20 protein-coding genes and 1 riboswitch are annotated in these 24747 nt (G+C 39.6%); of the genes, 13 read left to right on the top strand and 7 right to left on the bottom strand.

Features of this window, described 5'->3' with window-relative positions; genetic code table 11:
- The first annotated feature begins 49 nt into the window (after nucleotides 1-49).
- From CPS94_RS08020 to CPS94_RS08005, 4 genes are all read left to right on the top strand, one after another.
- On the top strand, nucleotides 50-1978 hold the full coding sequence (locus CPS94_RS08020; RefSeq protein ID WP_112193561.1) for a sucrose-specific PTS transporter subunit IIBC: 1929 nt from the start codon (nucleotides 50-52) through the stop codon (nucleotides 1976-1978).
- Nucleotides 1979-2150: 172 nt separating this feature from the next.
- Nucleotides 2151-3323, top strand: coding sequence for an MFS transporter (locus CPS94_RS08015; protein WP_112193559.1), 1173 nt, complete (start codon nucleotides 2151-2153; stop codon nucleotides 3321-3323).
- A gap of 89 nt (nucleotides 3324-3412) precedes the next feature.
- Nucleotides 3413-4141 (top strand): DUF975 family protein, encoded by a 729-nt coding sequence (locus CPS94_RS08010; RefSeq protein ID WP_112193557.1) that lies wholly within the window; start codon nucleotides 3413-3415, stop codon nucleotides 4139-4141.
- A 292-nt stretch (nucleotides 4142-4433) separates the two neighbouring features.
- Entirely contained in the window at nucleotides 4434-5120 is a 687-nt protein-coding gene (locus tag CPS94_RS08005) for a carbon-nitrogen hydrolase family protein (RefSeq protein ID WP_238145338.1), read from the top strand.
- A 50-nt stretch (nucleotides 5121-5170) separates the two neighbouring features.
- On the opposite strand, the gene CPS94_RS08000 is transcribed toward CPS94_RS08005, so the two are convergent.
- The 5 genes from CPS94_RS08000 to CPS94_RS07980 all read right to left on the bottom strand — a co-directional run bounded on the left by CPS94_RS08000 (nucleotide 5171) and on the right by CPS94_RS07980 (nucleotide 10612).
- Nucleotides 5171-5962 (bottom strand): hypothetical protein, encoded by a 792-nt coding sequence (locus tag CPS94_RS08000; RefSeq protein ID WP_112193553.1) that lies wholly within the window; start codon nucleotides 5960-5962, stop codon nucleotides 5171-5173.
- 15 nt (nucleotides 5963-5977) lie between these two features.
- The gene (locus CPS94_RS07995; protein WP_089135663.1) at nucleotides 5978-6838 is read right to left on the bottom strand and encodes a sugar ABC transporter permease; all 861 of its coding nucleotides are present in this window, start codon (nucleotides 6836-6838) and stop codon (nucleotides 5978-5980) included.
- 120 nt (nucleotides 6839-6958) lie between these two features.
- Complete coding sequence (locus tag CPS94_RS07990; RefSeq protein WP_112193551.1) at nucleotides 6959-8248, bottom strand: carbohydrate ABC transporter permease; 1290 nt, start codon at nucleotides 8246-8248, stop codon at nucleotides 6959-6961.
- A gap of 68 nt (nucleotides 8249-8316) precedes the next feature.
- Nucleotides 8317-9567 carry an extracellular solute-binding protein gene (locus CPS94_RS07985; RefSeq protein ID WP_112193549.1) on the bottom strand — a complete coding sequence of 417 codons (1251 nt, stop codon included), beginning with the start codon at nucleotides 9565-9567 and terminating at the stop codon, nucleotides 8317-8319.
- 103 nt (nucleotides 9568-9670) lie between these two features.
- Nucleotides 9671-10612, bottom strand: a complete 942-nt coding sequence (locus CPS94_RS07980; protein ID WP_112193547.1) for a LacI family DNA-binding transcriptional regulator — start codon at nucleotides 10610-10612, stop codon at nucleotides 9671-9673.
- Nucleotides 10613-10794: 182 nt separating this feature from the next.
- Here CPS94_RS07980 and CPS94_RS07975 point away from each other — a divergent pair, with 182 nt between their 5' ends.
- The 4 genes from CPS94_RS07975 to CPS94_RS07960 all read left to right on the top strand — a co-directional run bounded on the left by CPS94_RS07975 (nucleotide 10795) and on the right by CPS94_RS07960 (nucleotide 17114).
- A complete protein-coding gene (locus tag CPS94_RS07975) occupies nucleotides 10795-12456 on the top strand; it encodes an alpha-glucosidase (RefSeq protein ID WP_112193545.1) in 1662 nt (553 codons plus the stop codon).
- A 16-nt stretch (nucleotides 12457-12472) separates the two neighbouring features.
- Nucleotides 12473-14230 carry a glycoside hydrolase family 13 protein gene (locus CPS94_RS07970; protein ID WP_112193543.1) on the top strand — a complete coding sequence of 586 codons (1758 nt, stop codon included), beginning with the start codon at nucleotides 12473-12475 and terminating at the stop codon, nucleotides 14228-14230.
- Between the two features lie 65 nt (nucleotides 14231-14295).
- Nucleotides 14296-15243 (top strand): Dyp-type peroxidase, encoded by a 948-nt coding sequence (locus CPS94_RS07965; protein ID WP_056958148.1) that lies wholly within the window; start codon nucleotides 14296-14298, stop codon nucleotides 15241-15243.
- 101 nt (nucleotides 15244-15344) lie between these two features.
- Nucleotides 15345-17114 carry an alpha amylase N-terminal ig-like domain-containing protein gene (locus CPS94_RS07960; protein ID WP_112193541.1) on the top strand — a complete coding sequence of 590 codons (1770 nt, stop codon included), beginning with the start codon at nucleotides 15345-15347 and terminating at the stop codon, nucleotides 17112-17114.
- A gap of 141 nt (nucleotides 17115-17255) precedes the next feature.
- Here CPS94_RS07960 and CPS94_RS07955 read toward each other — a convergent pair whose 3' ends face one another.
- Nucleotides 17256-18551: a C40 family peptidase gene (locus CPS94_RS07955; protein ID WP_112193539.1), complete on the bottom strand. Its 1296-nt coding sequence runs from the start codon at nucleotides 18549-18551 to the stop codon at nucleotides 17256-17258.
- 585 nt (nucleotides 18552-19136) lie between these two features.
- Here CPS94_RS07955 and serC point away from each other — a divergent pair.
- The 3 genes from serC (at nucleotide 19137) to CPS94_RS07940 (ending at nucleotide 22753) form a co-directional block, all read left to right on the top strand.
- Nucleotides 19137-20204: a 3-phosphoserine/phosphohydroxythreonine transaminase gene (serC, locus tag CPS94_RS07950; RefSeq protein WP_238145407.1), complete on the top strand. Its 1068-nt coding sequence runs from the start codon at nucleotides 19137-19139 to the stop codon at nucleotides 20202-20204.
- Between the two features lie 125 nt (nucleotides 20205-20329).
- On the top strand, nucleotides 20330-20905 hold the full coding sequence (locus CPS94_RS07945) for a uracil-DNA glycosylase family protein (protein ID WP_112193535.1): 576 nt from the start codon (nucleotides 20330-20332) through the stop codon (nucleotides 20903-20905).
- Nucleotides 20906-21067: 162 nt separating this feature from the next.
- Entirely contained in the window at nucleotides 21068-22753 is a 1686-nt protein-coding gene (locus CPS94_RS07940) for an IS1182 family transposase (protein WP_112286465.1), read from the top strand.
- Nucleotides 22754-22770: 17 nt separating this feature from the next.
- Here the strand turns inward: CPS94_RS07940 and CPS94_RS07935 are convergent, their stop codons facing one another.
- Nucleotides 22771-23304 carry a folate family ECF transporter S component gene (locus tag CPS94_RS07935; protein ID WP_004050643.1) on the bottom strand — a complete coding sequence of 178 codons (534 nt, stop codon included), beginning with the start codon at nucleotides 23302-23304 and terminating at the stop codon, nucleotides 22771-22773.
- Nucleotides 23305-23363: 59 nt separating this feature from the next.
- Nucleotides 23364-23468: riboswitch (THF riboswitch) on the bottom strand.
- 157 nt (nucleotides 23469-23625) lie between these two features.
- On the opposite strand from CPS94_RS07935, the gene CPS94_RS07930 reads away from it, so the two are divergent.
- A complete protein-coding gene (locus CPS94_RS07930; RefSeq protein ID WP_162626423.1) occupies nucleotides 23626-23871 on the top strand; it encodes a MurR/RpiR family transcriptional regulator in 246 nt (81 codons plus the stop codon).
- A 167-nt stretch (nucleotides 23872-24038) separates the two neighbouring features.
- Complete coding sequence (locus CPS94_RS07925; protein WP_112193531.1) at nucleotides 24039-24692, top strand: HD domain-containing protein; 654 nt, start codon at nucleotides 24039-24041, stop codon at nucleotides 24690-24692.
- Nucleotides 24693-24747 lie beyond the last annotated feature (55 nt).

Below are 24747 nucleotides of genomic sequence, written 5' to 3'. Positions count from 1 at the left end.
TATAATAAATATAGAAAATGTAAAACGTTTACAAAAAGGAGTGTTTACGATGGATCACAAAAAAGTGGCAAAAGACGTCATCGCAGCGGTCGGTCGCGACAATATGGTGGGAGCAGCCCACTGTGCGACCCGTTTGCGTTTAGTCTTAAAAGACGATAACAATATCGACCAAGCAGCGTTGGATAACAATCCAGACGTTAAGGGGACCTTTAAAACAAATGGCCAATATCAGATCATCATTGGACCAGGGGATGTCAACTTTGTTTATGATGAATTGATCAAAGAGACCGGTTTGAAGGAAGCTTCGACCGAAGATCTAAAGAAGATCGCTGAACAAGGTAAGAAGTTCAATCCGATCATGGCCTTTATCAAGCTCTTATCTGATATCTTTGTTCCGATCATCCCAGCTTTAGTTGCGGGTGGTTTGTTGATGGCTTTGAACAACTTCTTGACATCTAAAGGCTTATTTGGACCACAAGCGATCGTGGAAATGAATCCAATGATCAAAGGTTTGTCTAGCATGATCCAATTGATGTCGGCAGCACCATTTATCTTTATGCCGATCTTAGTTGCGATCTCGGCTGCTAAACGTTTCGGGGCTAACCAATACCTCGGGGCAGCGATCGGGATGATCATGACAAGTCCAGACTTGATGGCGGGTAAATCATGGGATATCTTTGGAATGCAAGTTATGCAAAATAACTACTACTACCAAGTTATTCCAGTTTTAGCAGCAGTTTGGATCTTGTCTGTTTTAGAAAAATGGTTACATAAACGTTTACCAGCAGCAGTTGACTTCACCTTTACACCATTGATCGCAGTTATGTTAACAGGATTCTTGACCTTTACGATCGTTGGGCCTGCAATGAAGACAGTTTCTGATTGGGTAACCAATGGTATCGTTTGGTTATACGACACAACGAGCTTTATCGGGATGGGTGTCTTTGGTCTTACTTACTCAGCTATCGTATTGACTGGGTTACACCAAAGTTTCCCTGCGATCGAGACCCAACTTATCACAGCCTTCAGTAACGGTAAAGGCGCGGGTGACTTTATTTTCGTTGTAGCTTCGATGGCTAACGTTGCGCAAGGTGCGGCAACATTTGCTGTTTGGACATTGACAAAAGACAAGAAGATGAAAGGTCTTGCATCTTCAGCTGGCGTTTCAGCTTTGCTTGGGATCACAGAACCAGCCTTGTTTGGGGTCAACTTGAAGTATAAATTCCCATTCTTCTGTGCTTTGATCGGTTCAGGTATTGCAGCGATGTTTGCTGGGTTGATGCATGTTGTTGCCGTTTCCCTAGGTTCCGCTGGTTTCCTTGGTTTCTTATCGATCAACGCTTCATCGATCCCAATGTATATCGTAGCTGAGCTCATCTCATTTGCGATCGCATTTGCTTTGACATTTATCTATGGTAAGAGCCACAGTGAATTATTGAATCCAGCTCCAGTGGCTGCACCAAGCGAACCAAAAGAAGTTAAAGAAGCAAAAACAGAAGCTAAGAAAGTTTCTGGGGTCGAAAATCAAGTTGTTGATTCACCCGTTGATGGTAAGTCCATCGATCTAGGCGAAGTAAACGATCAAGTATTCTCCACTAAGATGATGGGTGATGGTGCGGCAGTTGTGCCAGCTGACGGTACGATCTATGCTCCAGCAGATGGTGAGATCACAGTAGCTTATGAAACAAAGCATGCTTATGGTATCAAGACAGATCAAGGTGCAGAAGTATTGATCCACGTGGGTATCGATACGGTCAACTTGAAAGGTCAACATTTCACATCTAACGTAAATCAAGGTCAAAAGATCAAGAAGGGTGACGTTTTAGGGACAGCTGATCTAGAAGCCATCAAGCAAGCTGGTTACGACACAACGGTAATGGTGATCGTAACGAACACAATGAACTATGCAAGTGTTGAACGCATCGATGTCAACGAAGTAAAACACGGTGACAACTTGATCGCGATCACAGCTGAATAAAAAATGAGTACAAAGTAAAAATAAGTATTTAAAAGTGGTCTAGCTACCATGAGTATATTTTAGCTCATGGTGACTAGGCCATTTTTTATTGATATTTTGGTTTACATTTCTAAAAATGAGGCGTATATTCGGCTTTATCAGAGACTATTGGGGATGTTTAAGGGGAGCGCCTATGCGAAATAATAACACGATCAGATATGATGTTTTGAGCTATCAGGGACTTTCAGCGCTGTATGCTTTAGGGCTAAGCTTATGGGCTGGGACGATCTATCTTTATATGAAGCAAGTCGGATATAGTTATGGGCAGATCAATTTATTTTTGGCTCTTTTTTGGCTGGTCACATGTTTGACTGAGATCCCATCTGGTTTTCTCGCAGACATGTTTGGTGCTTTGAAATTAACATTTTTAAGTTCCTTATTTCGCGGGAGTGGCTTATTGTTTTTAGCACTCTTTGAGCATAATTTGACGATTTTAGTGCTAAGTGCAATTTTAACGGCAGTCGGTGATTCATTTTATTCAGGAACTTTAACTGCTTGGATCGTTGAGAAAACGAAAAAGACAGATCTTGATCAAAATAAGTTATTTTCACATAATTATATGTTAGTCAGCTTGGTAAGTTTTATCGGGGGCTATTTTGGAGCTGATTTTTTGGGGAATTTTGAACTAAAAGTACCATTGATCTGTGGCGCATTTATCTTATATGTTACAGGGGTCTTGGCTTTAAGTTTGACACGTTTTGAGCCAGAGTCTAAACCACACAAAAAGATAGTTAAATTTGACCATAATGTTTGGCAAAAGAAGCACCCGTTATTTGAGACCTTTGTTTTATTTTTACCATTAACTTTCGTGACAGTTGGACCGTATAATCAGTGGCAACTTTATTTTCAACATGGAACTACGATCAAAACAGGCTTGATCTTGGTAGGGATCAACTTGTGCGCTATTTTAGGAGCAATAGTGTTTGGCTTTTTGGTCAGACTGAACTTGCAAGCCGAAAAGCTTTTTTTAGCCCATGTGTTAGCGCTTTGTATCAGTGTTTGGATAATGATATATAGCCCTTATTATCTGGCGCTCATTTTTATGTGGCTCCATGTTGCTTTATGTTCTTCAGCTGAGGTATTGCAAACTAAGTTATTACATGAAAAGATCACCGATGACTTACGTACGACGTGGGTCTCAGTCAATAACACCTTAGAAGCCTTGGCGACGACGCTAGCGTTAGCCTTGAATGGCTTTTTGGCAGATCATTTTGGTTTAGCTATAGCATGGGGTGGTGGAGCATTATTGGGATTTTTGAGCACATTTGGTTGGTATGCTTGGCAAATAAGACGGCGAAAAGTCTAAAAAAGGCCGTGGTCAATAGTTTTTATTGCTGTTTATGTTAAATTTGTATTATAATAGTAAGCATAAAATAATTTAGGAGGTTTTTTCTAATGAAAACTAGAGGCGAACTTAAAGCTGAGGCGCGTGAGTTGCTTGCTGGTAACTGGGGAAAAGCTATTTTATTAAATATTATTCCGATCCTAGGTTCCTTAGTGGTAGGGATCATTATTGCGCTTTTAGCTGTAGTACTCGCATTTTTGGTCCAAAGTGGAGCTTTTTCTGGTGGGGAAACTTCGCTCACTGAAACGACAAGTAATGGTGCGGCTAACAGCGGTGGCCAATTGTTTAGTGGTTTGATCATGGCTTTGATCACAACAGGTATCGCTTATACGACACTTGATTGGTTGCGGACTAAGAACAATGATTTTAGTCCAGTCCGTGGGATGTTTTCGATCTTTTCACGTAAATATTTTGTGCCAGTCTTAGTCTTGTATATTTTACAAGCGATCTTTACTTTCTTATGGTCCTTATTATTTGTTATCCCAGGGATCATCAAGGGATATTCTTATTCACAAACATACTATATCTATAAAGATGTGAATCAAAAAGGTGAAGCTAACAACTTGAATTATCTCGATTACATCACACTTAGTCGTGAATTGATGAACGGGCATAAATTTGAAATGTTTGTTTTACAGTTGAGCTTTATCGGTTGGTGGTTGCTTGTTTCAGTAACCTTTGGGATCGCGGCAATTTGGGTCTACCCATACTACCAAACAACGATGAGTGCCTACTACAAGAACTTAGCTGGTGATAAATTTATCAATTATCGCGGTTAAGCCTAGATGAGCTAAATGCGTTCGGAGCTATTTTATCTGAGCGTCTGTCAACTGATATGGATGACCCGTAAAACACTTCCTATAGAAATGTGGGAAGTGTTTTTTACTAAAAAACTAGTATAGAGTTTTCAACCATACTAGAAAGTGTTAAACAGGTGGATATTACTATAATTTAACAAATCCTGAAATATTTAAAAATATTATAGAGCAGAGGAAGATTGATATGTGCAACTAAATAATAAAAATAGCTTTAGCCCAATTTGATAATGATTTAAACCATATAAATAGAACAATGTCAAAAATTGAAGAAATAGTAAAAAAAGCATCCCAGAAAAAAGTTGATTTCTTGGTCTTTCCAGAGCTATTTTTAACAGGATATGATTTGCCTTACATTATGGAAAAAAATAATATTTTGGAAATTAATGACGAACGCATTTTATCTCTTTGTCAAATGGCTAAAAGAAATGACATTTCTTTTTTAATAGGGTTGCCTCTTAGGATTCAAAATAGAGTTTATATTTCTGCTCTGTATATTAACTGTGAAGGGAATATAGAAGAGATAATTTCAAAAAATTATTTATATGGTATGGAAAGTGAGTTCTTTACGCCAGGGACGGTAGCAAAGTTGATCACCATTAAGGGATTCCGTATAGGCATAGGGATCTGTTTTGATTCTGCCCACTCAGAGCATATAACGGCTTTAAAAGATAGAGGAATAGATATGTTTATAGGGAGTTCCTTATATAGCAGAGGGGAAGGGAAAAAGGAAATGGAACACAATTTTAGTCAAATAAGTAGTAAGTATGATATTTTATCAGCTGTCGTAAATTACGCTGATAAGACTGGTAATTGGCTTTCTTGTGGTAATTCTTCTTTTTATGATAAAACTGGTCACATATATATGAAACTAGCTGAATGTAAAGAAGGACTATTGATCTCACAAATACAGAAGGATGGAACAGTATGCAAGTATGTTTGATCAATAATATTAGAGGCACCAAACCTTTAGCGCAGGTCTGGTGCCTCTTTTTATTGGTCTTTAAAGTGTGTCTGAGCGTAAACGAGGATAAATAACAAGGCTAACACAAATGTTTGTAGTAACATGAGACTAGCGATGTTAAATGAGATAAACCCCAAAAAAGCGGAAAGCAAACTTGCTGGGCCTAGGATGTTTAGCATCAAGTTAGTCGCTTCTTTAAAAGTCGTGATATCAGTTAAGGGACTATTACGGGTGAGCCATAAAAAGAAAGCTCCACCTAAAATAAAAATCAGATCGGTCACCAACATGATCGTTAAGACGAGCGCCATCATCGAGAAGGTGAGCGTGGCTTTATTTTGTTGATACCAACTCTTAGTTAGCTGGTTAGCTATGTCTCCTTTATTAGGCGGAAAACTTCTTTGGTAAAAGATACGATAAGTCTGACTACCTTCATGAAAAATAAAAGAGCGTGGTTGTAAAATGATAGCTACGGCATATTTTTTGGCTGTAGTTGTCGTTTCGTCCAAAGCGATCAATTTATTTTGCTTTTCAAAGATGATCTCTTTTTTGGTAAATGAATAACTTCCATTTCTAAATGGAGTTTGGTGTGCCACTTGTTGGAGCTTTTTATTTTGCAAGAGCTCTGTTACTCGAGGGAGATAGTTTTTAAGCTCAACTGTTGTTTGCTTTTGAAAATAAAAGGGGATCGCTAATAGGTTCAAAGCTAATAAGAAAAGCAAGACTAAAAGCATTTGAGCCCAATTTAGCGTATGACGCCCAGCAAACATCTTCTTTGGACTTAGTTGAGCATAAAAATAATTGAACGGAAATAATTCACGCATTAGACACACCTCGTTTTAACCTTTGGCACCACCAGCGGTCAAGCCAGTGACAAAATATTTTTGTAGATAAAAGAATAAAGCACAGATCGGTACTGCGATCAAGATCGCGCCAGTGGCAAAGAGTGCGACCTGTTGATCTTTTGGATCTTGGATGAACTGTTGTAATCCTACGGCAACAGTCAAGTTGGCATCTTCGCGTAGTAAGTACTTGGCAGTCATGAAATCACCAAAAGGTCCCATGAAAGCCCATAACGCTTGCACAGCGATCATCGGCTTGACTAAAGGCATCACGATCTTCCAAAAAATGGTGAAGTTACCTGCGCCGTCTAATTTAGCCGATTCATCAAAATCATATGGAACAGTGTCAAAGTAGCCTTTCATCAGCCAAGTATTCATTGGGATCCCACCACCAATATATATCAAAGTTAAATACCAGTAGTGATCAAGACCGTTGATGAGCATCCCTAGAACATAAAAGGCGGTCAAAGCTGCCATCGTCGGGACCATTTGTACTACTAAAAAGAAAGTCAAAGACCATTTTTTACCAGCAAAGTTGTAACGACTGTAAGTATATCCGGCTAAAGTCACAACGGCTACTTGGATCACCATCGTAAAAAACGAGATGACTAAGGTGTTTAGATACCAACGACCGTATAAGGTAGCACTAAATAGTTCTGAAAAGTTATTTAGTGTCCAAGGACCTGTGAAGTTTAAAGTGAAAGCTTGGACTTCGCTGTCCTTAAAGGCAGTCAAGCAGGTGATAAGTAATGGATATAAGATAACGACACTGAGAGTTACCATGTAAAAGTAGGTAAAAAATTTTTTGAAAAAGCGCCCACGTTTGATCGAGCCACTATTTTTGATCTTAGTTGTCATATTGTTATTATTGCTATATATACGTGGAATTTGGCGAGAGTATATAGCATTTCCTTTCTATGATTTATCGTATCAAAATTAGATATCCATTCCACTTTTATCGTTTCGCTAGATATCAGATCAGTCCATTTTAAACGCATTAGTCTTTTTAAAGACGAGTAACGATACAGCGATGACGATCGCTGAAATGAGCAAAGTCACAGCTGAAGCTAAACCGTATTGAGGCGTTGTGTTGGTCGTTAGTTTGTAGATCCAACTGATCAAGATATCGGTATTGCCAGCACCACCACCAACATCACCCGGCCCACCTTCGTTGAATAAGTAGATGATCGAGAAATTATTGAAGTTAAAAGTATATTGAGTCACAAAAGTTGGAGCTGCAACGCTTAGGATCGCTGGCAAAGTGATGTTATTGAACTTTTGGAGCGGAGAAGCACCGTCGATCGTCGCAGCTTCATAGAGATCATCTGAGATCGATTGTAAGATCCCGGTGACAAGGACATAGATATAAGGAAACCCCAGCCAACCTTGGATCATGATCAAAGCGACTTTAGTCCAAAACGGATCGGTCATCCAATTGATCGCTGAAAGATCAACAAAAGGCAGCAATTTGTTGAGCAATGGGATGATCTGAACATTGATCGCACCAGCTGAATCGTTGAAGATATTAGAAAAACTCATGATCGTCACAAAAGCAGGTACAGCCCAAGGTAATAAGAAGATGATCCCAAAGATCCTTTTACCTTTGATCCAATCTTGATGTGCGACTGTCGCGGTAAAGACGCCTAAGATTATCTGAAGTGTTGAAGCGATCAATGTCCAGATCAACGTCCAACTAAAGACAGCCATAAAAGTTGAGCGATAGGAGCTCAAAAAGAACATGTCTTTGAAATTTTGGATCCCGATCCAGTCGATCAAAGCGGCTGGAGGGATATGGTTGAAGTCATAGTTAGTGAATGCCATAAAGAGAGTAACTAAGACAGGCAACACGATCGTAAAGATCATCAAAATATAGGCCGGAAACGTCAATAGATAGGGAAAACCATGGGTCGCAAGCGATCCTTTGATACCAGTAAAGCCAGTAGCGATTGGAAGACCTATAGTTTTATTTTTGTTGACCTTGATCGCATCGCGAATTTGGGAAACATAAAAACCGACAAAGATCAAAGTAATTAGAAGTTGCAAAGTACCACGGACCATCAAAAACATGGAATTATCTATGCCAGGTTCGCTTCCTAAAGTGATCAATTCTTGTAAGGCATTGATTCCAAAGAAGGCTGATTCGAGGCAAAAGAGACCAAAGATCGTTAAGAAGATCGCCCCTTTTTCTTTTTGACCATTCTTGAACTGTCCCAAACCGGGAATAAGAGCATAGAGAATGATCTTTTTATCATACTCTTGTTTTTTCACGAAAGTTCACTCCATTTCTTTATGAAAAAAGGGCCTTAGTTTTGCTAAAGCCCTTTTGACATCACCAATTATTCTTTGTATTTTTGCTTGATAGCTTGTTGGATCTGTTTTGTAGCTTTATCAGCTGCTTGTTTTGGTGTATCTTTACCACTAGCGGCATTGATGACCATATTTTCAGCACCAGTCCAAACTTCTGTCATTTCAGGAATGTTTGGCATTGGTGAAGCGTCTTTGTATTGCTCGATCACGGCTGAAGTGAGTTCGTTATTTGTTTTAGCGACAGCGGTCCGTGTTTTTTCGTTAGCAGGAACTTCTTGAGTCATATCGTAGAATTTTTGCATGTTCTTATCATTGGTCAAGTAATCAATGAATTTTTGTGCCATACCTTTGTTCTTGGAATATTGTGAGATGACCCAAGCTTTACCACCACCAAAGGCTTGATATTTTTCACCGTTAGCTAAAGTAGGGAGTTTAGCCACACCGTAATTGACGCCTGCTTTCTTATAAGCAGCTGCTTGCCAAGGGCCATCGATGATCACGGCTGTTTTACCTTTAGTGAATTGATCAGTGATAAAGTTTTGGTTTGAAGTTTTTGCTTGCATCCCTTTTGGCCAAGTGTTTTTGAACCAGTTGGTCATGTAAGTGATCCCCTCTACAGCACCTTTGTTATTTAGACCGATATTTTTAGGATCGGTCCCATTATCCCCAAAGATGTAACCACCGTAGCCTTTGATCAGACCATAAGCGTTGTAGAAGTTAGTCCATTGTGTCAAGAAAGCGACGTTTTTGCTCTTGTCGTTTTCATAGGCATATTTAGGATCTTTAGATAGTTCTTCTAATTCTTGGAATGTCGTTGGTGCATGATCGATCAAGTCTTTATTGTAAAATAAGACCAGTGTTTCGATCGTCACAGGTTCACCGTATTGTTTTTGATTTAAAGTGACATTTTTCTTATCGGCATCACTGTAGCGCCCGTCAGTTGGAAGTTTAACGGTAGCTAATTGACCTTGTTTACCTAAAACACCGACACGATCATATGGTGCCATTAAAACATCGGCGGCTTTACCTGCTGGACCATCGAGTTTTAAGTTATCCAGTGCGGTCAAGGCATCTTTTGTTTTGACTTCGACTTTGACACCGTTCTTCTTTTCAAAATCGCCTTTCACACGATTGATATAATCTTTGTAGCCTTTATCGACGGTGATAGTGATCGTTTTGTTGTCCGCCTCTTTTTTAGAATTGGAACACCCCGCTAAGATAAGTCCGATACTGCTCGCGGCTAAGGCCAAGAAGCCGAATTTTTTTACTTTATTTAACACAGAAAAAACCTCCTTAAAATTAAATAATTGCTTAACTACGCCTCCATTATAGACAGTAGCAAATAATCTATGCAAGCGGTTTCTTTATGTTAACGCTAACATTTTATCGCAGTGGTCTAGTTGTCTGACGAACTAGTAGATCGGCGGGGAAAAGGCGACTGTTTAAAAGTGGTTTAGTATAAATCTTGGCTAAAAGCATCTCAGCTAGATAAGTTCCCATGAGTTCAAAATTTTGGGCCATCGTGGTCAAGTGATGATCAAAGAGTTTATCTAGTAGGATACCATCATGACCAATGACACCAAAATCATCAGGTAATACTCCCTTGGTCTCTAAAATAGAGCTGACTTCAAGCGCGATCTTGTCTGTAGCACAGATAAAAGCGCTGTTTTTTTTGAGTGGCAAACATTTTAAAAAATCAAGTTCACCGTCGTGTGCGCCTGAAATAGTAAAGATCTGGGAATTTTTATTTAAGTGACTGATGGCTTGTTCATACCCAGAGCGGCGTTTTTTAGCAAAAGTTTCAAGATGATCTAAACCGATGTAATAGAGATGTTCATAGCCACAATGGGCAGCGTAAATAGTAGCTTGATAGATGTCTTTTTGGTTGTCGGTATCAGCAAAATCAAAATACGGATTTTCCCCAAATAAGACAAGCGGCTTGTCGAGCTTAGCGAGTTTGCGGTGATCGGTATTTTTAGCTCCCATGACGATCAAACCATCACAAGTGTCGATATCTAGGTCAAATTGAGATGAGAGTTGTAAGGAATATTGCAAAGTATCAAGTTTTTTTGTGATTCCTGCCAGGACCCGCATATAATATGGTTCGGCACTGGATATATTTTCTAAGATCAAGACTTTGATGACTTGAGTCTTTTTATTTTTCAAAGCTTTAGCGCTTGCATTTGGATGGTAATTGAGTTCTTTTACAGCAGAAAAGACGAGCTCTTTTAGCTCATCGGAGACTGTTTCGGGATGATTGAAGACGCGCGAGACTGTCATCTGGGAAACGTTAGCTTTTTTAGCCACATCTCTTAAGGTAGTCATATATATCACTACTTTCTTTATAAAAATTTACAGATTAATTTTAAGGTATTAGTTATCTTTTTGCAACCGCTTTCTAAGACGGAAGTTATCGATATACAAAAATATTTTTTGCAAACGATTGCAAAAAAGTCGATACTTTTATAAGATTAAGGTGTGAGATTTTATAGAAAGGTGGGAAAAAAGTGAGTACATTAAGTGCTAAAGAGCGCATTATCTATCAAATATACCCCAAAAGTTTTAAGGATAGTAATGGTGATGGGATCGGGGATCTAAAAGGGATCACGGCTAAGCTCAAATATTTAAAGCAACTAGGGATAAATACGATCTGGCTCAATCCGATCTATGTTTCACCCCAAATTGACAACGGTTACGATGTTGCTGATTATTATCAGATCGATGAAAAATTGGGCACAATGGCAGATTTTGATGAATTAGTGGCTAAAGCGCATGCCTTGGGCTTAGACATTATTTTAGATTTTGTAATGAATCATACCTCTGACCAACATCCGTGGTTTCAAGCAGCTTTAAAGGACAAAGACAGTGAATTTCGCAATTGTTATTTGTGGCATCAAGGTAAAAATGGTGGTCCACCAAATAATTGGGGCTCCTTTTTTGGCGGAAGTGTGTGGCAAAAAGATCCTCTTGACTCAAATAATTACTATTTTCATCTGTTTGCAAAGGAAATGCCTGATTTGAATTGGGCTGAACCAAAAGTCCAAGTTGAAATGCTCAAGATCGCTAAGTTTTGGCTCGAGCATGGCGTCGATGGTTTTAGATTGGATGCCTTTATCCACATTGCCAAAGCCGACTTTGAGCAGGATATGTTAGCCAAGTCAGCTGAGCCCCAGATCGCAGAGATGTTTTATGCCAACTTACCGCAAGTTCAAGTTTATTTAAAAGAATTTATCGCTCAATTGCACCAGATAAAGCCCGATATCTTCATTTTAGGTGAAGCCGCTAGTGCCGACATCGATCTTGCTGTGGATTACACGACACCCAAAAAAGAGAGCTGTGATACGGTCGTGACTTTCCGCTACTTTGCTGAAGATAAAAGCCAAGTCGAGTCTGATCTGCCTCAGATCGGACAGCCTGTGAAATTAGATATTCTCGGCTTTAGATCCAACATGCTCGAGTGGCAAAAGCGACTTGAAGGGGTGAGTTATCCAACTTTGTATTGGAGCAATCATGATATGCCACGGATCTTGAGTCGTTTTGCGCCTAAAAAGGAATCTAAAGCTTGTGCAAAAATGTTGGCAACGTTGATGTACTTACAGCGAGGCATAGCCTGTATCTACTATGGGGAAGAATTAGGCATGCGCTCGCAAACTTTAGGCACGGTGGCCGATTTTGAAGATCCCCAGATCGTTGATTTTGCTAAGCAAGCAAAGCAAAAAGGCTGGCGTGATGGCGAGATATTGCGCAAAGCTAGTCAAGCTCATAAAATGGCAGCTCGCTTACCATTACCGTTTGATACGACGGCCTATGCTGGCTTTTCTAACGTTCAGCCCTGGAAATGGTCTAAAGAAAAAAATGTTGCCAGTATCGCTGAACAAATGAGTGATCCTGATAGTGTATTGAATTTTTATCGCCAAATTTTACAGTTAAAGCAAAAACCGGTATTTATTGAAGGGCGTTTTATTTTAGAAAATACTAGCTCTGAGTTGTATGTGTATCGGCGAGTAATAGATGAACATAAACAGGTGTTGGTCATCTGTAATTTAAGTGAACATGAGAAGAGTTATCCGTGTGGTGCCTTTACTAAGGTGCTCTTGAGCCAAAATGCTAAAGTTAGTGCAGCACAAGCCAAATTAGCACCATATGGATCGCTCATTTTACAAAAATAAAAAGTGAGGAAAAACGATGGATATTGCAGCAGTTTATCACCGCCCTGATAGTGAGATGGCTTACTTAGGGGCTAATGGAGTTTTTGAGATCCGTTTGAAAGTCAAACATGATGATGTTTTTAAAGTTGAATTGCTATATGGTGATCCATATGGAACTAAAGTCAATGAAAAAGATGCTGGAGCTTGGGAGTATGAGACCGTTACGATGGATCGGGCCTTTATCACTAAGACACATGATTATTTTTTAGCGCAAGTAACATTACCTTTGCACCGATTACAGTATGCTTTTAAGCTCACTGACAAAGGGGGACATCAGTGGCTTTATGATGACCGGAAATTTGTCCCTGCGACTGCAGAAAATCTTTTAGACTTGACCTGTTTTCGCATGCCATATTTGCATGAGATCGATCGGATCGCTCCACCTGAATGGGTCAAAGAAACAGTTTGGTATCAGATATTTCCGGAAAGATTTGCCAATGGTGATCTAACAAATGATCCAGCCAAGACATTACCTTGGGGCAGTGAAGAACCTACGCGTGAAAACTTTTTTGGGGGCGATCTTCAAGGGATCATCGACCACTTAGATTATTTACAAGAGCTCGGGATCACGGGCCTATATCTGTGTCCGATCTTTACGGCACATTCCAACCATAAATATGACACGATCGATTACTTTACGATCGATCCGCATTTTGGGGACAAAAAGACCTTTAAGCGTTTGGTCGATGAAGCGCATAAACGTGGGATGAAAGTCATGTTGGATGCTGTTTTTAATCATCTGGGCGATTTTTCGATGCAGTGGCAAGATGTGATCGAACATGGGCAAGAGTCACGCTTTGCTTCGTGGTTTCACATCAATGAATTTCCCGTCAGCTATACTAAGACGGATAATGATGAATTTGCCCGTGATCTAACTTATGAAGTCTTTGCTAACACGCCCCACATGCCGAAGTTAAATACGGCTTCGCGTGAAGTGCAAGATTATCTGCATGAGATCGCCGCGTATTGGATCAAACAATTCAATATTGATGCTTGGCGTTTAGATGTGGCAAATGAGATCGATCATCACTTTTGGCGTCATTTCTATTCACTGACGCATTACTTAAAGCCTGATTTTTATGTTTTGGGTGAAGTTTGGCACAATGCCCAAAGTTGGGTCAACCAACATGAATTTGACGGTGCGATGAATTATCCATTTACAGAAACTTTAAGTGATGGAATAGTGGCTAAAAAGATCAGTCTCAGTGAAATGGTCTCGCGTTTAAATGAACAACTGATGCTTTATCGCATGCCGACAAATCAAGTGATGTTAAATTCGATGGATACGCATGATACAGCTCGGTTGTTGACGCTTTGCCAAGGTGATAAAGATCTAACGCGTTTGACTTTGACCATGATGTTTTTGCAAATGGGGTCGCCATGTATTTACTATGGGACCGAAGTTGGGCTGGCTGGTGGCAATGATCCAGCGTGTCGAGCTTGCATGGTCTGGGATAAAGACAAGCAAGATCAAAAGATGCTCGCTTTTATGAAAGCTTTGATCAAATTGCGTAAAGATCAGCAACCTGTACTCAGCTATGGAACTTATGCTTGGCAAGTAGATGAGGAAGCCCAAGTTGTAAAATTAACGCGCCAAAAAGCGGCTACTAAGCTCTGTGCGATCTTTAATTTAGGTGAAAAGCCGTATGCGGTAGCTCCAACTGGTAAAACGCTCCTGGCACAAAATTTGACAGACGGGAAACTGGAAAAGAATGGCTTTGTGATCTTTGAATAATATCGCTTGTCGAATTTGGGATAAAGGACTAAAATTAAGGCGAAAATCAAAAAGGGGGTCAAAAAATGACAGTCGAACCAAAATTAGCCCAAGATGTTTGGAAAGATGCTGGCAAGCATGTACAATTCACGGTACTTGAGTTAAAGCGCCAAGATCAAAAGCATGAACAAGAAGTGATCACTGCTTTTGCTGATCGTTACCAAGCTATCTTGCGCTCGTTGCATATTCGAGACAATGAAGGTTGCTTACGGGCAACATTTGGATTTAGTAGTGATGCTTGGGATTATTTGTTCCCTAATGCACCGAAGCCAAAAGAGCTTGTTCCATATCAGACCTTGCGGGGAGATAAGTACGAGATGCCAGCAACAAAAGGGGATCTTTTCTTCCACATTCGGGCTAACGATGAAGCCGTTGTTTACGAAGCAATGTCACAATTTATGCTCTTTTTACGTGATATCACTAATGTGGTTGATGAAACGAAGGGCTTTCGTTACTTTGAGGGGCGTGCGATCGTAGGCTTTATCGATGGGACAGAAGCACCTGAGATGGAGTTAGCTTCCCAATATGCTTTAGTCGGTGATGAAGATCCAGAATTTGTCAATGGATCTTATGCCTTTGCGCAAAAGTGGTTGCATAACATGGATTTTTGGAACAAACTCAAGACTGAAGATCAAGAAAAGGCGATCGGACGTCAAAAGTTCAATGACCTTGAACTTGATGACGATGAGAAGTTCAAAAATGCGCACAATGTTGTCTCAAAAGTTGAGCTCAATGGTGAAGAACAAAAGATCATTCGGATGAATGTCCCTTATTCTGATCCGGCTTCCGGTAAGACGGGAACGTATTTTATGGGCTATTCGCGTTATTGGCAAGTGACTAAATTGATGTTACTGTCAATGCTCAAGGGGCATGATTTCTTGTTGTCGTTCTCGAAGATTTTATCAGGCCAATTGTTCTTTATCCCATCAAAGACGGTTTTAGATGAGATCGCTGATGGTGAATTTACCAAGTAATTTAATGATTTAGTTCAAGCAGTTGAGTTTTTCTTGACTGCTTTTTTTGCGCTATCTGGGCTATAATAGAGTTAAATACTTTAGGCAAAAGGAAGGTTTGTATGGAAAGATCAGCTATTTATCACCGCCCAGCAAGCGAGATGGCGTACATGGCGAATAAACAAAACTATCGGTTACAATTAAAGACCAAGCATCGCGATATTACGCGGGTGCAGGTGATTTTTGGAGCACCACAGATGCTGGTCAAAGATTCAGGTCAAACAGATGTTTGGAAATATGCGACTAAAGAAATGGATAAGCGTCTGCAAAATGGGATCTATGACGTCTGGGAAGTTAAACTGCCGATCCCTGTAACCCGCAAGCTAAAATATGCATTTCATTTACTTGATCGTGAAGGCAATGAGCTTTTATATGATGCCAATTTAATGCAACTCTATACTCCAAAAGCTGTTCAAGAAATGACGGGTTTTTTGACACCATACTTAGTCTTGGATGAAACTGCAACAACGCCAGAATGGACGAAAAAGATGATCTGGTACCGCTTGATGCCAGATCGCTTTGCCAATGGTGATCAAAAAAAAGATCTTAAAGATACACTTGAATGGGGCCAAAAAGCTGATAAAGCAAAGTTTTTTGGTGGCGACTTGCAAGGGATCATCGACAAGTTAGCTCACATTCAAGGATTGGGCTTTAATGGGATCTACTTAAGTCCAGTTTTTGATGCTTATTCTAACCATAAATTTGATACGATCGATTACTATGAGATCGATCCAGCCTTTGGGACCAAAGAGAAGTTTAAAGAATTGATCGAAGCGATCCATCAACGGGGGATGAAGGTCATGTTAGATATCACGTGCGATCATCTAAGTGATTTTTCGCTTCAATGGCAAGATGTGCGTAAATATGGGGCGCGGTCGAGTTTTGCCAAATGGTTTTTGATCAAGGAATTTCCGGTGCGTTACGTACCTAGTGAATTGCCTGATTATTCTGAACGTTTGACCTATGAAGCCCTGAACAACAATCCACATATGCCAAAAGTCGATCTGGAAAATCCTGAGGTCCAAGCGTATTTTGGTAATATTTTGACGTACTGGACACGTAATTTTGATATTGATGGCTGGAGCATTGCGGATTCTAATGAGATCCCAGCTGCCTTTAAACGTTACCTACTAGAAACATTACGTCAAGTTAAGGCAGATATCTATCTTTTAGGAAATACGATCGCTAAAAAAGCTGAACATGACGATGTTTTTGCGGGAAATAATTCGATCGACGTGCGTGAACTAGTTGAGGGAACTTTTATCACTAAGAATATTCCGCCGACTGAATTAGCCTATGCGCTAAATGAGCATCAATTACGGGCTGATCCAAGTACGCTTTCAGCTTCGCTTTTGGCAGCGGATAGTCCACAAACACAGCGGATCTTAGCCAAGTGCGAGGGTAATGTCCAATTGTTGCGTGCAGTTTTGGCATTTATGTTCATGCAACCAGAATCACCAAGTATTCTCTATGGTACTGAAAAAGGAATTAAGGCGGGAACTGAAGCCGCCTTACAGCCATGCATGGAGTGGAAAGATGATCAAGTAAGTGTTGAAATGCAACGCTTCTTGAAAACTTTATTAGCAATGCGGATTCGTTATAACAATGTATTGTGTGAAGGTTCATTTGAGTGGGGCCAATGTAGCAATCAATATTCTTATTTGAGTTTTAGCCGGCGCTTAGGCGATAAACGGCTGTTTGCGTTGTTTAACTTAGGCTATGGGAGCATTAAGATCATCTTACCGCAAAATTGTAAATTATTACTGGGACAAAATCTAGTCGAACAAGATAAGCGTTTAGGGCAAGCAGGTTTTGCGATCGTTGAATTATAGTAAAAAGAGCGCAGTCAAAAAGTTGGCTACGCTCTTTTTTATCTTTATGAAAAGACCCAGCATGATGCAGATGCATTATGCTGGGTCTTAGTTATTCATACGGCGCTGACCGCATGGCTGAATCTTTTTTAAAGCTATCTTTTAGTTTACGTGTACGGCAAATGATGGCATGAAGTAAGCCATGTTACCGATCTTAACGCTTTGACCTGGTTCTGGAGCAGCAACGAAGCTGTTACCACCTAAGTAGATCGCAACGTGGTAAGTTGAACCTGGTGTACCCCAGAATAATAAGTCACCAACTTGTGCTTGGCTAACTGGGATATGTGCACCAGCAGATTCTTGAGCGATCGTGTTACGACCGATCTGCTTACCAAAGTGTGCATAAACGTATTGTGTCAAACCTGAGCAGTCAAAACCAGATGGTGTAGAACCGCCCCATACGTAAGGTGTACCGATAAATGATTGTGCATAAGCTGCAATCGCAGCACCATCAGCTGAAGTTGAAACAACTTGTTGTTGAGGTTGTTGTACTTGAGCAGGTTGTGCTTGTTGTTGCACTTGTTGTGCTGGAGCTTGTGTTTGAGCTGGAGCTTGGTTTTGTACAGGTTGTTGTACTTGTGTAGCAGCTTGTTGTTGTGTAGCTTGTTGAGCGGCAGTTTCTTGTTGTGCTTGAGCAGCTTGTTGAGTGGCAGCTTCTTGAGCTGGGTCTTTAGCTGGATCGTTGATCGTCAATGTTTGACCAACAAGTAAAGTAGCACCCAAGTTGTTAGCAGCACGTAAAGAATCAACGGTTACACCGTAAGCTTGTGCGATAGAGTAAAGTGATTCGCCAGCTTGTACTGTGTGAGTTGTGTGGTTAGCTGAAACAACAAGTTGAGGTTCTTGAGCTTGTTCTTGTGTAGCTTCTTGTTGTACGACAGGTTGTTCTGGTTGTGCTTGTTGTTGCACTGGTTGTTCAGTTTGAGCCGGTTGTTGTGTTGCTTGAACTGTACCATTGACCTTCAAAACATTACCTGGGTGAATGAGGTAAGCATCTGCAGCTAAGCCGTTCAATTCACGTAATTTTTCAACTGATGTGTTATATTGTTGTGCAAGTGTCCAAAGAGTGTCACCAGCTTTAACAGTTACCTCAGAAGTGTTTGCTGTGTCAGCTTTCTTATCAGTAACTTGGGCTGGAGCGTTGTTTTTAGCCACTTGAGCATCTTTAGCTGGAACTTTCAATGTTTGACCAGTAACGATCAAGTGAGAGTTTTGGTCGATGTTGTTCAAAGTTTCGATCGCTTGGATAGAAACACCATATTTTTGTGAAAGATCCCAAACTGTATCGTTTTTAGCAACTTTATGAGTTGTATCTGCATTAGCTGTTGCTGTTGTAGCCAAGAATAATCCAGCTGCTCCGACTGTACCGACTAAAAGTTTTCTTGCTGTATGATTCAAAATATATATTCACTCCTAAATAAATTTCAATAATTTCTAAACGACTAACTTCAATTTGACTGATATATTTATTTTAATCCATTTATGTTGCAAGCTAATGCAAAAAAGATTACATTTTATCAAATTTTGTAATAAATAACCGCGAACCCTTGAAAATATTGGAGAAATAAATTTATTAAGATTTAGTAAAGATGGATAAAGAATTATAAATGTTGATATAACAAGATTTTTGATGAGGAAAGAGTGAAATATCAAAAAAATAATGTTACAAAAGTATTACAAAAATCATAAGTTATCAGAGTGAGAGAAAATGCCGGTTGTATTAAAGTTAGTCGAAGCTAAGCATGTAATGCGAGAGCAAATCGATGTTACAAAAAAATTAAATTACCGTTAATTAATGTTACTATCAATAATTATTAATAGTTATAGTAGATATATTTTAAATATCCCTTTAAAATCATGGTAAATATTGACTTTTGATGCGGGGTCCAATAAATTTATTATTATCAATTATTAATTTTTTAAATTAGAGTCAGAAGGAAGGTACGAGCTGTGAAAGTGTATAATTTTTCAGCGGGACCGGCAATGATGCCCCCCGAAGTGGTAGCTCAGATCCAAGCTGAGTTGGTATCCTATCGCGATAGTGAGATGAGTGTGATGGAGATCAGCCATCGTTCAGTGCTATATGAAGAGATGTTTCAAACTGCTAAAGCTGATCTAAGAGAGCTTTTAGCTGTTCCAAAAGACTACAAGATCTTATTTTTACAAGGAGGGGCATCGACACAATTTACGACGGTACCGTTGAATCTAGCCCGGAAGACGAAAAATATTGCTTTTGTCGACACAGGACATTGGTCGCAAACAGCGATCGCGGATGCGCGACTTGTACCTGAGCGCAGGGTCGATGTGGTCGCTTCAGGAAAAAGTTCTGCTTATACCCATTTGCCACACGAGATCGCTTTGGATAGACCTTATGATTATGTACATTTGACGATCAATAACACGATCGAAGGGACGATGTATCGTAAATTGCCTGAATTACAAGGGCAAACGATCGTTGGAGATATATCTTCAAATATTTTGGGTTATCAGCACAATGTCCAAAAGTATGGGCTTTTGTATGCTAGTGCGCAAAAAAATATCGGTCCGGCTGGGATGACTTTAGTGATCGTTAAAGAATCGCTTTTAGACAAAGAACAAGATCTGCCTTCAATGCTTGATTATGTGAAGTTGATCAAACGTGACTCTAATTTGAATACACCACCGGTTTTTCCGATCTATGCGGCTGGTCTAGTTTTCCAATGGTTGAAAAAACAGGGGGGCGTAAAGCAGATGCAGCAACAAAATGAGGCTAAAACGGCACTTTTATATGATATGTTGGATAACTCAAAACTCTTTTTGGGAACGGCACATGCACCTGATCGTTCGTTGACCAATGTTCCTTTTACGACAGGAAGTAAAGAGCTTGATGAAAAATTCATCACCCAAGCTGAGAAAAACGGGCTAAAAAATATCCGAGGGCATGTCTTGGCTGGCGGGATGCGGGCAAGCATGTATAATGCCTTTCCATTTGAGGGAGTAAAGGCTCTAGTTGATTTTATGAAAGCATTCGAGCAAAAAGAACGCCGGATCTATGCGACCACGATGAAATAAACGTGGTATAATATAGTTCCTTGGCAGGGGCGCTTTGGCGGTCGCGTCAAAGACTTAGTGTCACGCATTTGTGTGGCACTTTTTTTATTGGTGTGCTAGGCTGTGGATAAGGACAGGTGAACGATATGCAAGATAAGATATTTGAAGCGATAAAAAATGATCCCGCGAATAAAAAATATACGCAAGCTGGGATCGAGCCATTATATGTAGCCCCAAAAGAAGCTAAGATCTTGATCGTGGGACAAGCACCGGGAAAACGAGCGCAGGATACACGGTTGTTTTGGAATGATCCTAGTGGTGATAATTTGCGGGCTTGGATGGGAGTTTCACGGGAAGAATTCTATCAGTCAAAAGATTTTGCGATCTTGCCGATGGATTTTTATTTTCCAGGCAAGGGTAAAAGTGGTGATCTACCGCCACGAAAAGATTTTGCTAAAAAATGGCATCCATTGTTGTTAGAACAGATGCCTAATATCGAACTGACACTGTTAGTGGGAAGTTATGCGACAAAACATTATCTACATCTCAAAAGTACAGCGAGATTGACCGATGTTGTGCGCAATTATCGGGCATATTTGCCAGAGTACTTTCCGTTAGTTCATCCTTCGCCTCGTAACAAACTTTGGCAAAGTAAAAATCCGTGGTTTGTTAAAGAGGTATTGCCTGAGTTAAAAAGGCAAGTCCATTTGATCATTGATTAAAATTCAGAGGCTGTGACATAAGTCTCCAAAAAACGGTCGTAAATGGACTTTAAAAATTGTTCATTTACGACCGTTTTTGTATACTATAAATAAAAAAGGACATCAGAACCCCCCCTGATGCCCTATAGTCTACCCCTCTCAAAAAAGAAAGGAGATAAACCCATGCACAGTAATTGTAACATAAATCAACTCAGTTTGAACATGGCGACCTTCTATGAACCTGAAAAAAATCATCAAGCACACTACATACACCATTTAGTCGAATCTATTGATTTTGATGACTCTTATACCTTTGGGCGTCCTTTCGAATATGAACCTCGGGTCTTACTCAAGTTAGTTCTTTTGGCATATAGTTATGGTATTTTTTCTTGTCGAAAGATCGAACGTTTTGCTCGGGAAAACGTTGTTGCCATGTGGTTGACTCAGGAAGCCCAACCTACTTATCGTACTATTGCTCGCTTTGTTGTCTCTGATACTATTGAGATGATGCTAAAAAGTTCGTTTTCTGAATTTAGAGAATATTTGCGAAAAAATGGGCTCATTGATGAGGCTGTGTTTATTGATGGTACTAAGATTCTTGCTAACGCAAATAAATACTCGTTTGTTTGGAAGAAAAATACTATTCGCTATGATGATTTAAATCGACAAAAAGCTAAAAAGTTATTAAAAGAGATCAAAGAATCGATCGTCAATATTGATTTTGCTGATGATCTGACTGTTGATCAACTTGATGAGATATGTGCCCGATTGGAACAACGAATTGAATATTTGAATGAAAAGGTCGAAGAGACTAAGAAGATCTCCCCTAATCCTGCGAAGCAGGAACGACGGACGGCCAAGAAATACTTAAAACAAACACGCGAGCGTAAACAGAAAAACTCTAAATATGCTGAACAGTTTGCCATCGTTGGCGAGCGAAACAGCTATTCTAAAACTGACAATGACGCCACTTTTATGCGTATGAAAGAAGATCCAATGAAAAATGGTCAAACCAAACCTGGCTATAATCTCCAAGTCGCTGCTAATAATCAATTTGCTTTGGACTACACCCTCGCACCTAATCCAACTGATATGCGTACTTTGATCCCATTTTTAGAAAAGATGGATGCAGATGTTATCCAAGGTCCGATAGTTGCTGATGCTGGTTATGGATCTGAACCTAACTATGAATTTATCGAAGATAAATTCGGAGTGTTTGATTACCTTATTCCATATAATACGATGTTAAAGGAAGAAACCAAACGTTGGAGATCAGATGAGCGCAAAGTGATGAATTGGCATTATAACGCTGAAGATGATTACTATATAGATCCAAAGAATGTTCGTTTTAACTTTAAACGCTATGCATATCGCCATGATACATATGGTTATAAACGAAATTTTAAAGTATATGAAGCTGAAAAATTCGATGAAGATCGTAAAGAAAATCCAAATGCATTGACCAAAAAAGGAAATGTCAGAAAGATCTATATCAATCCACAATGGGAATATTTCAAGGGAAAAGTAAAAACAAACCTTTCAAATACTGAAAAAAATAAGATCTATCGTAGAAGAAAGTATGAGATCGAACCTATTTTCGGTAATTTGAAGGCTTATTTGGGTTTTACTCGATTTACCGTACGAAGTAAGAAAAAGGTAAATCGACAAATGGGGATAGCGTTAATGGCATTGAACATGTGGAAAATGTCCACTAGTAGTTCAAAAATATCACCAAATAATAAAAACAAAAAGAAGACCATTCGAATTTTTCAAAATTTTCAAAAAATTCGAATGGTCTTCTTTAAAGATAGAGACTTATGTCACAGCCTCTTTTGTTGTAAAAAAATAACCGACCAAGCGCATACTTGATCGGTGGAATAACTAAATTAGTGCATTAAGCGACTGTCTAAACGTGAAACAGCGCGCAAGATCAAGAAACTGATCGCAGCTTCGATCGGCCACATGATCAAGTTTTTAGGTCCGCGAACGCTCAACAGTTCCCAGATAGGTGCTTGGTACATCAGATGGATCCATAGAGTATTGAAGAAGATATTAGACACGAAGATCTGAACGAATTGGTAAACAGCGAGACGTTGCCAAGTAACTTTTTGTTGGTAAAGAAAAGCGCCAGCGATCAAGCCAGTGATAAAGGCACTAAAAGTAAAACCGATAAAAAACGTGCTTCCCGTAGAGAATAAAGTATTCTTGATCAAATCGCCAATGACTAAAGCAACACCGCCAAGCCAAGGCCCTAGAAAGTATCCGATCAAAGTCGTGCCCATAAAGCCAAGTCCGAATTTGACTAGATTATCAGAACCAAATGAGATCTTACTTAAAACCGTCTGCAAAGCGATGAGCATCGCTGCTAAAGTGACCGTTCGTGTCGTGAGTTTTGGACTTCTCCAAGATAAATTCGTCATAAAAAAACATCTCCCTAAAAATAATTTGGGGGGAGACAAGCACCAGTAATGGTTAGATCATTGGTGAATGCGGAAAATACACGCAGCTAAAATGACGGTTTAGCTTTCTGCCTACGTTCACATTCCGTTCCATAAGCCCGTAACGCATAAATTCCTACCCCTACAAGCGTAGATTTTAGCATGTATCACTAAATAAATCTACTAGTAAAACACGAACAATGAAAGCTTTTTAGTAGGAATATAGTTTAAAAGGTGAATGGTTGGTGTAATGGAAAAGTATTTTGTAGAATTAAAGCGAACTGGAAAAACAGGGGTGAGATGATGGATCTATTAACACGTATCAACCAACATTATCAGGAATTGACCGAGCAAGAACGCCAAATGATCACAGCTTTGCAAAAAGTCGATCTTGCGTGGGATGACTTGACTAGTAGTGAGTTAGCTAAAAAATTATATGTTTCACGGGCAAGGATTTTCCGAATGTTGAAGAAGTTAGAGCTCGAGAGCTTTGCTGAATTAAAATATTTGATCCAACAAGAGAAACAAACCGAATTGAGCTTTAGATAAGGAACAGAATTCTCACAGATCGTCACAGCATACCACACATATGTTGAGCAAGGAAAAAATATACAGATATTGATCATTTGAAACATATGAAAATCTGTGAGGCTCTATATGAGTCAGTAGATATGGGAAAAATGATAGATATCTAATTGCAAAGGAGCTGTTTTACTATGGAAAATAGAGAGTTGATCGTCAAAAATGCACGCGAATATGTATATGATGCTTTGAATAATGAAGGTAGTGGTCATGATTGGTGGCACGTTTTTCGTGTTACAAACAACGCTATCGAAATTGCTAAATATGAAGAGGCGGATATTTATATTTGTGAATTAGCGGCATTATTACATGATATTGCTGATGGAAAATTAAATGAAAGCGAAGAAGCTGGCCAAAAAAGGGTATATACATGGTTGGTCGATAATGGCGTGTCTAGTGAAACACTAGATCATGTTATGGATATTGTGTCAAAGATGTCATTTAAGGGTGGAAACCAAAAGGAAAATGTTTCTACTTTGGAAGGAAAGATCGTTCAGGACGCTGATCGTTTAGATGCTATGGGGGCAATAGGAATCGCACGGGTAATGTGTTATTCAGGCCACGTTGGACGTCCGATCCACGATCCAGCTATGAAGCCTAGAGAAAATCTCACTTTGGAAGAGTATCGCAATGGTAAAGATACAGCGATCATGCATTTTTACGAAAAATTGCTTAAGTTAAAGGACACTATGAATACAAGCTATGCCACGAAGCTAGCGCAGGGACGCCACGAATTTTTGAAAGTATATTTGGATCAGTTCTATCAAGAATGGGATGCCAAGCGGTAGTAGTTGATTATATTCACGCCAAACGAGATAAGTTATAAAGAGCAAGTAGTGATCA

Source organism: Ligilactobacillus murinus (assembly GCF_003288115.1).
Taxonomy (GTDB): domain Bacteria; phylum Bacillota; class Bacilli; order Lactobacillales; family Lactobacillaceae; genus Ligilactobacillus; species Ligilactobacillus murinus.
This window is presented reverse-complemented; position numbering and strand designations above follow the sequence as displayed.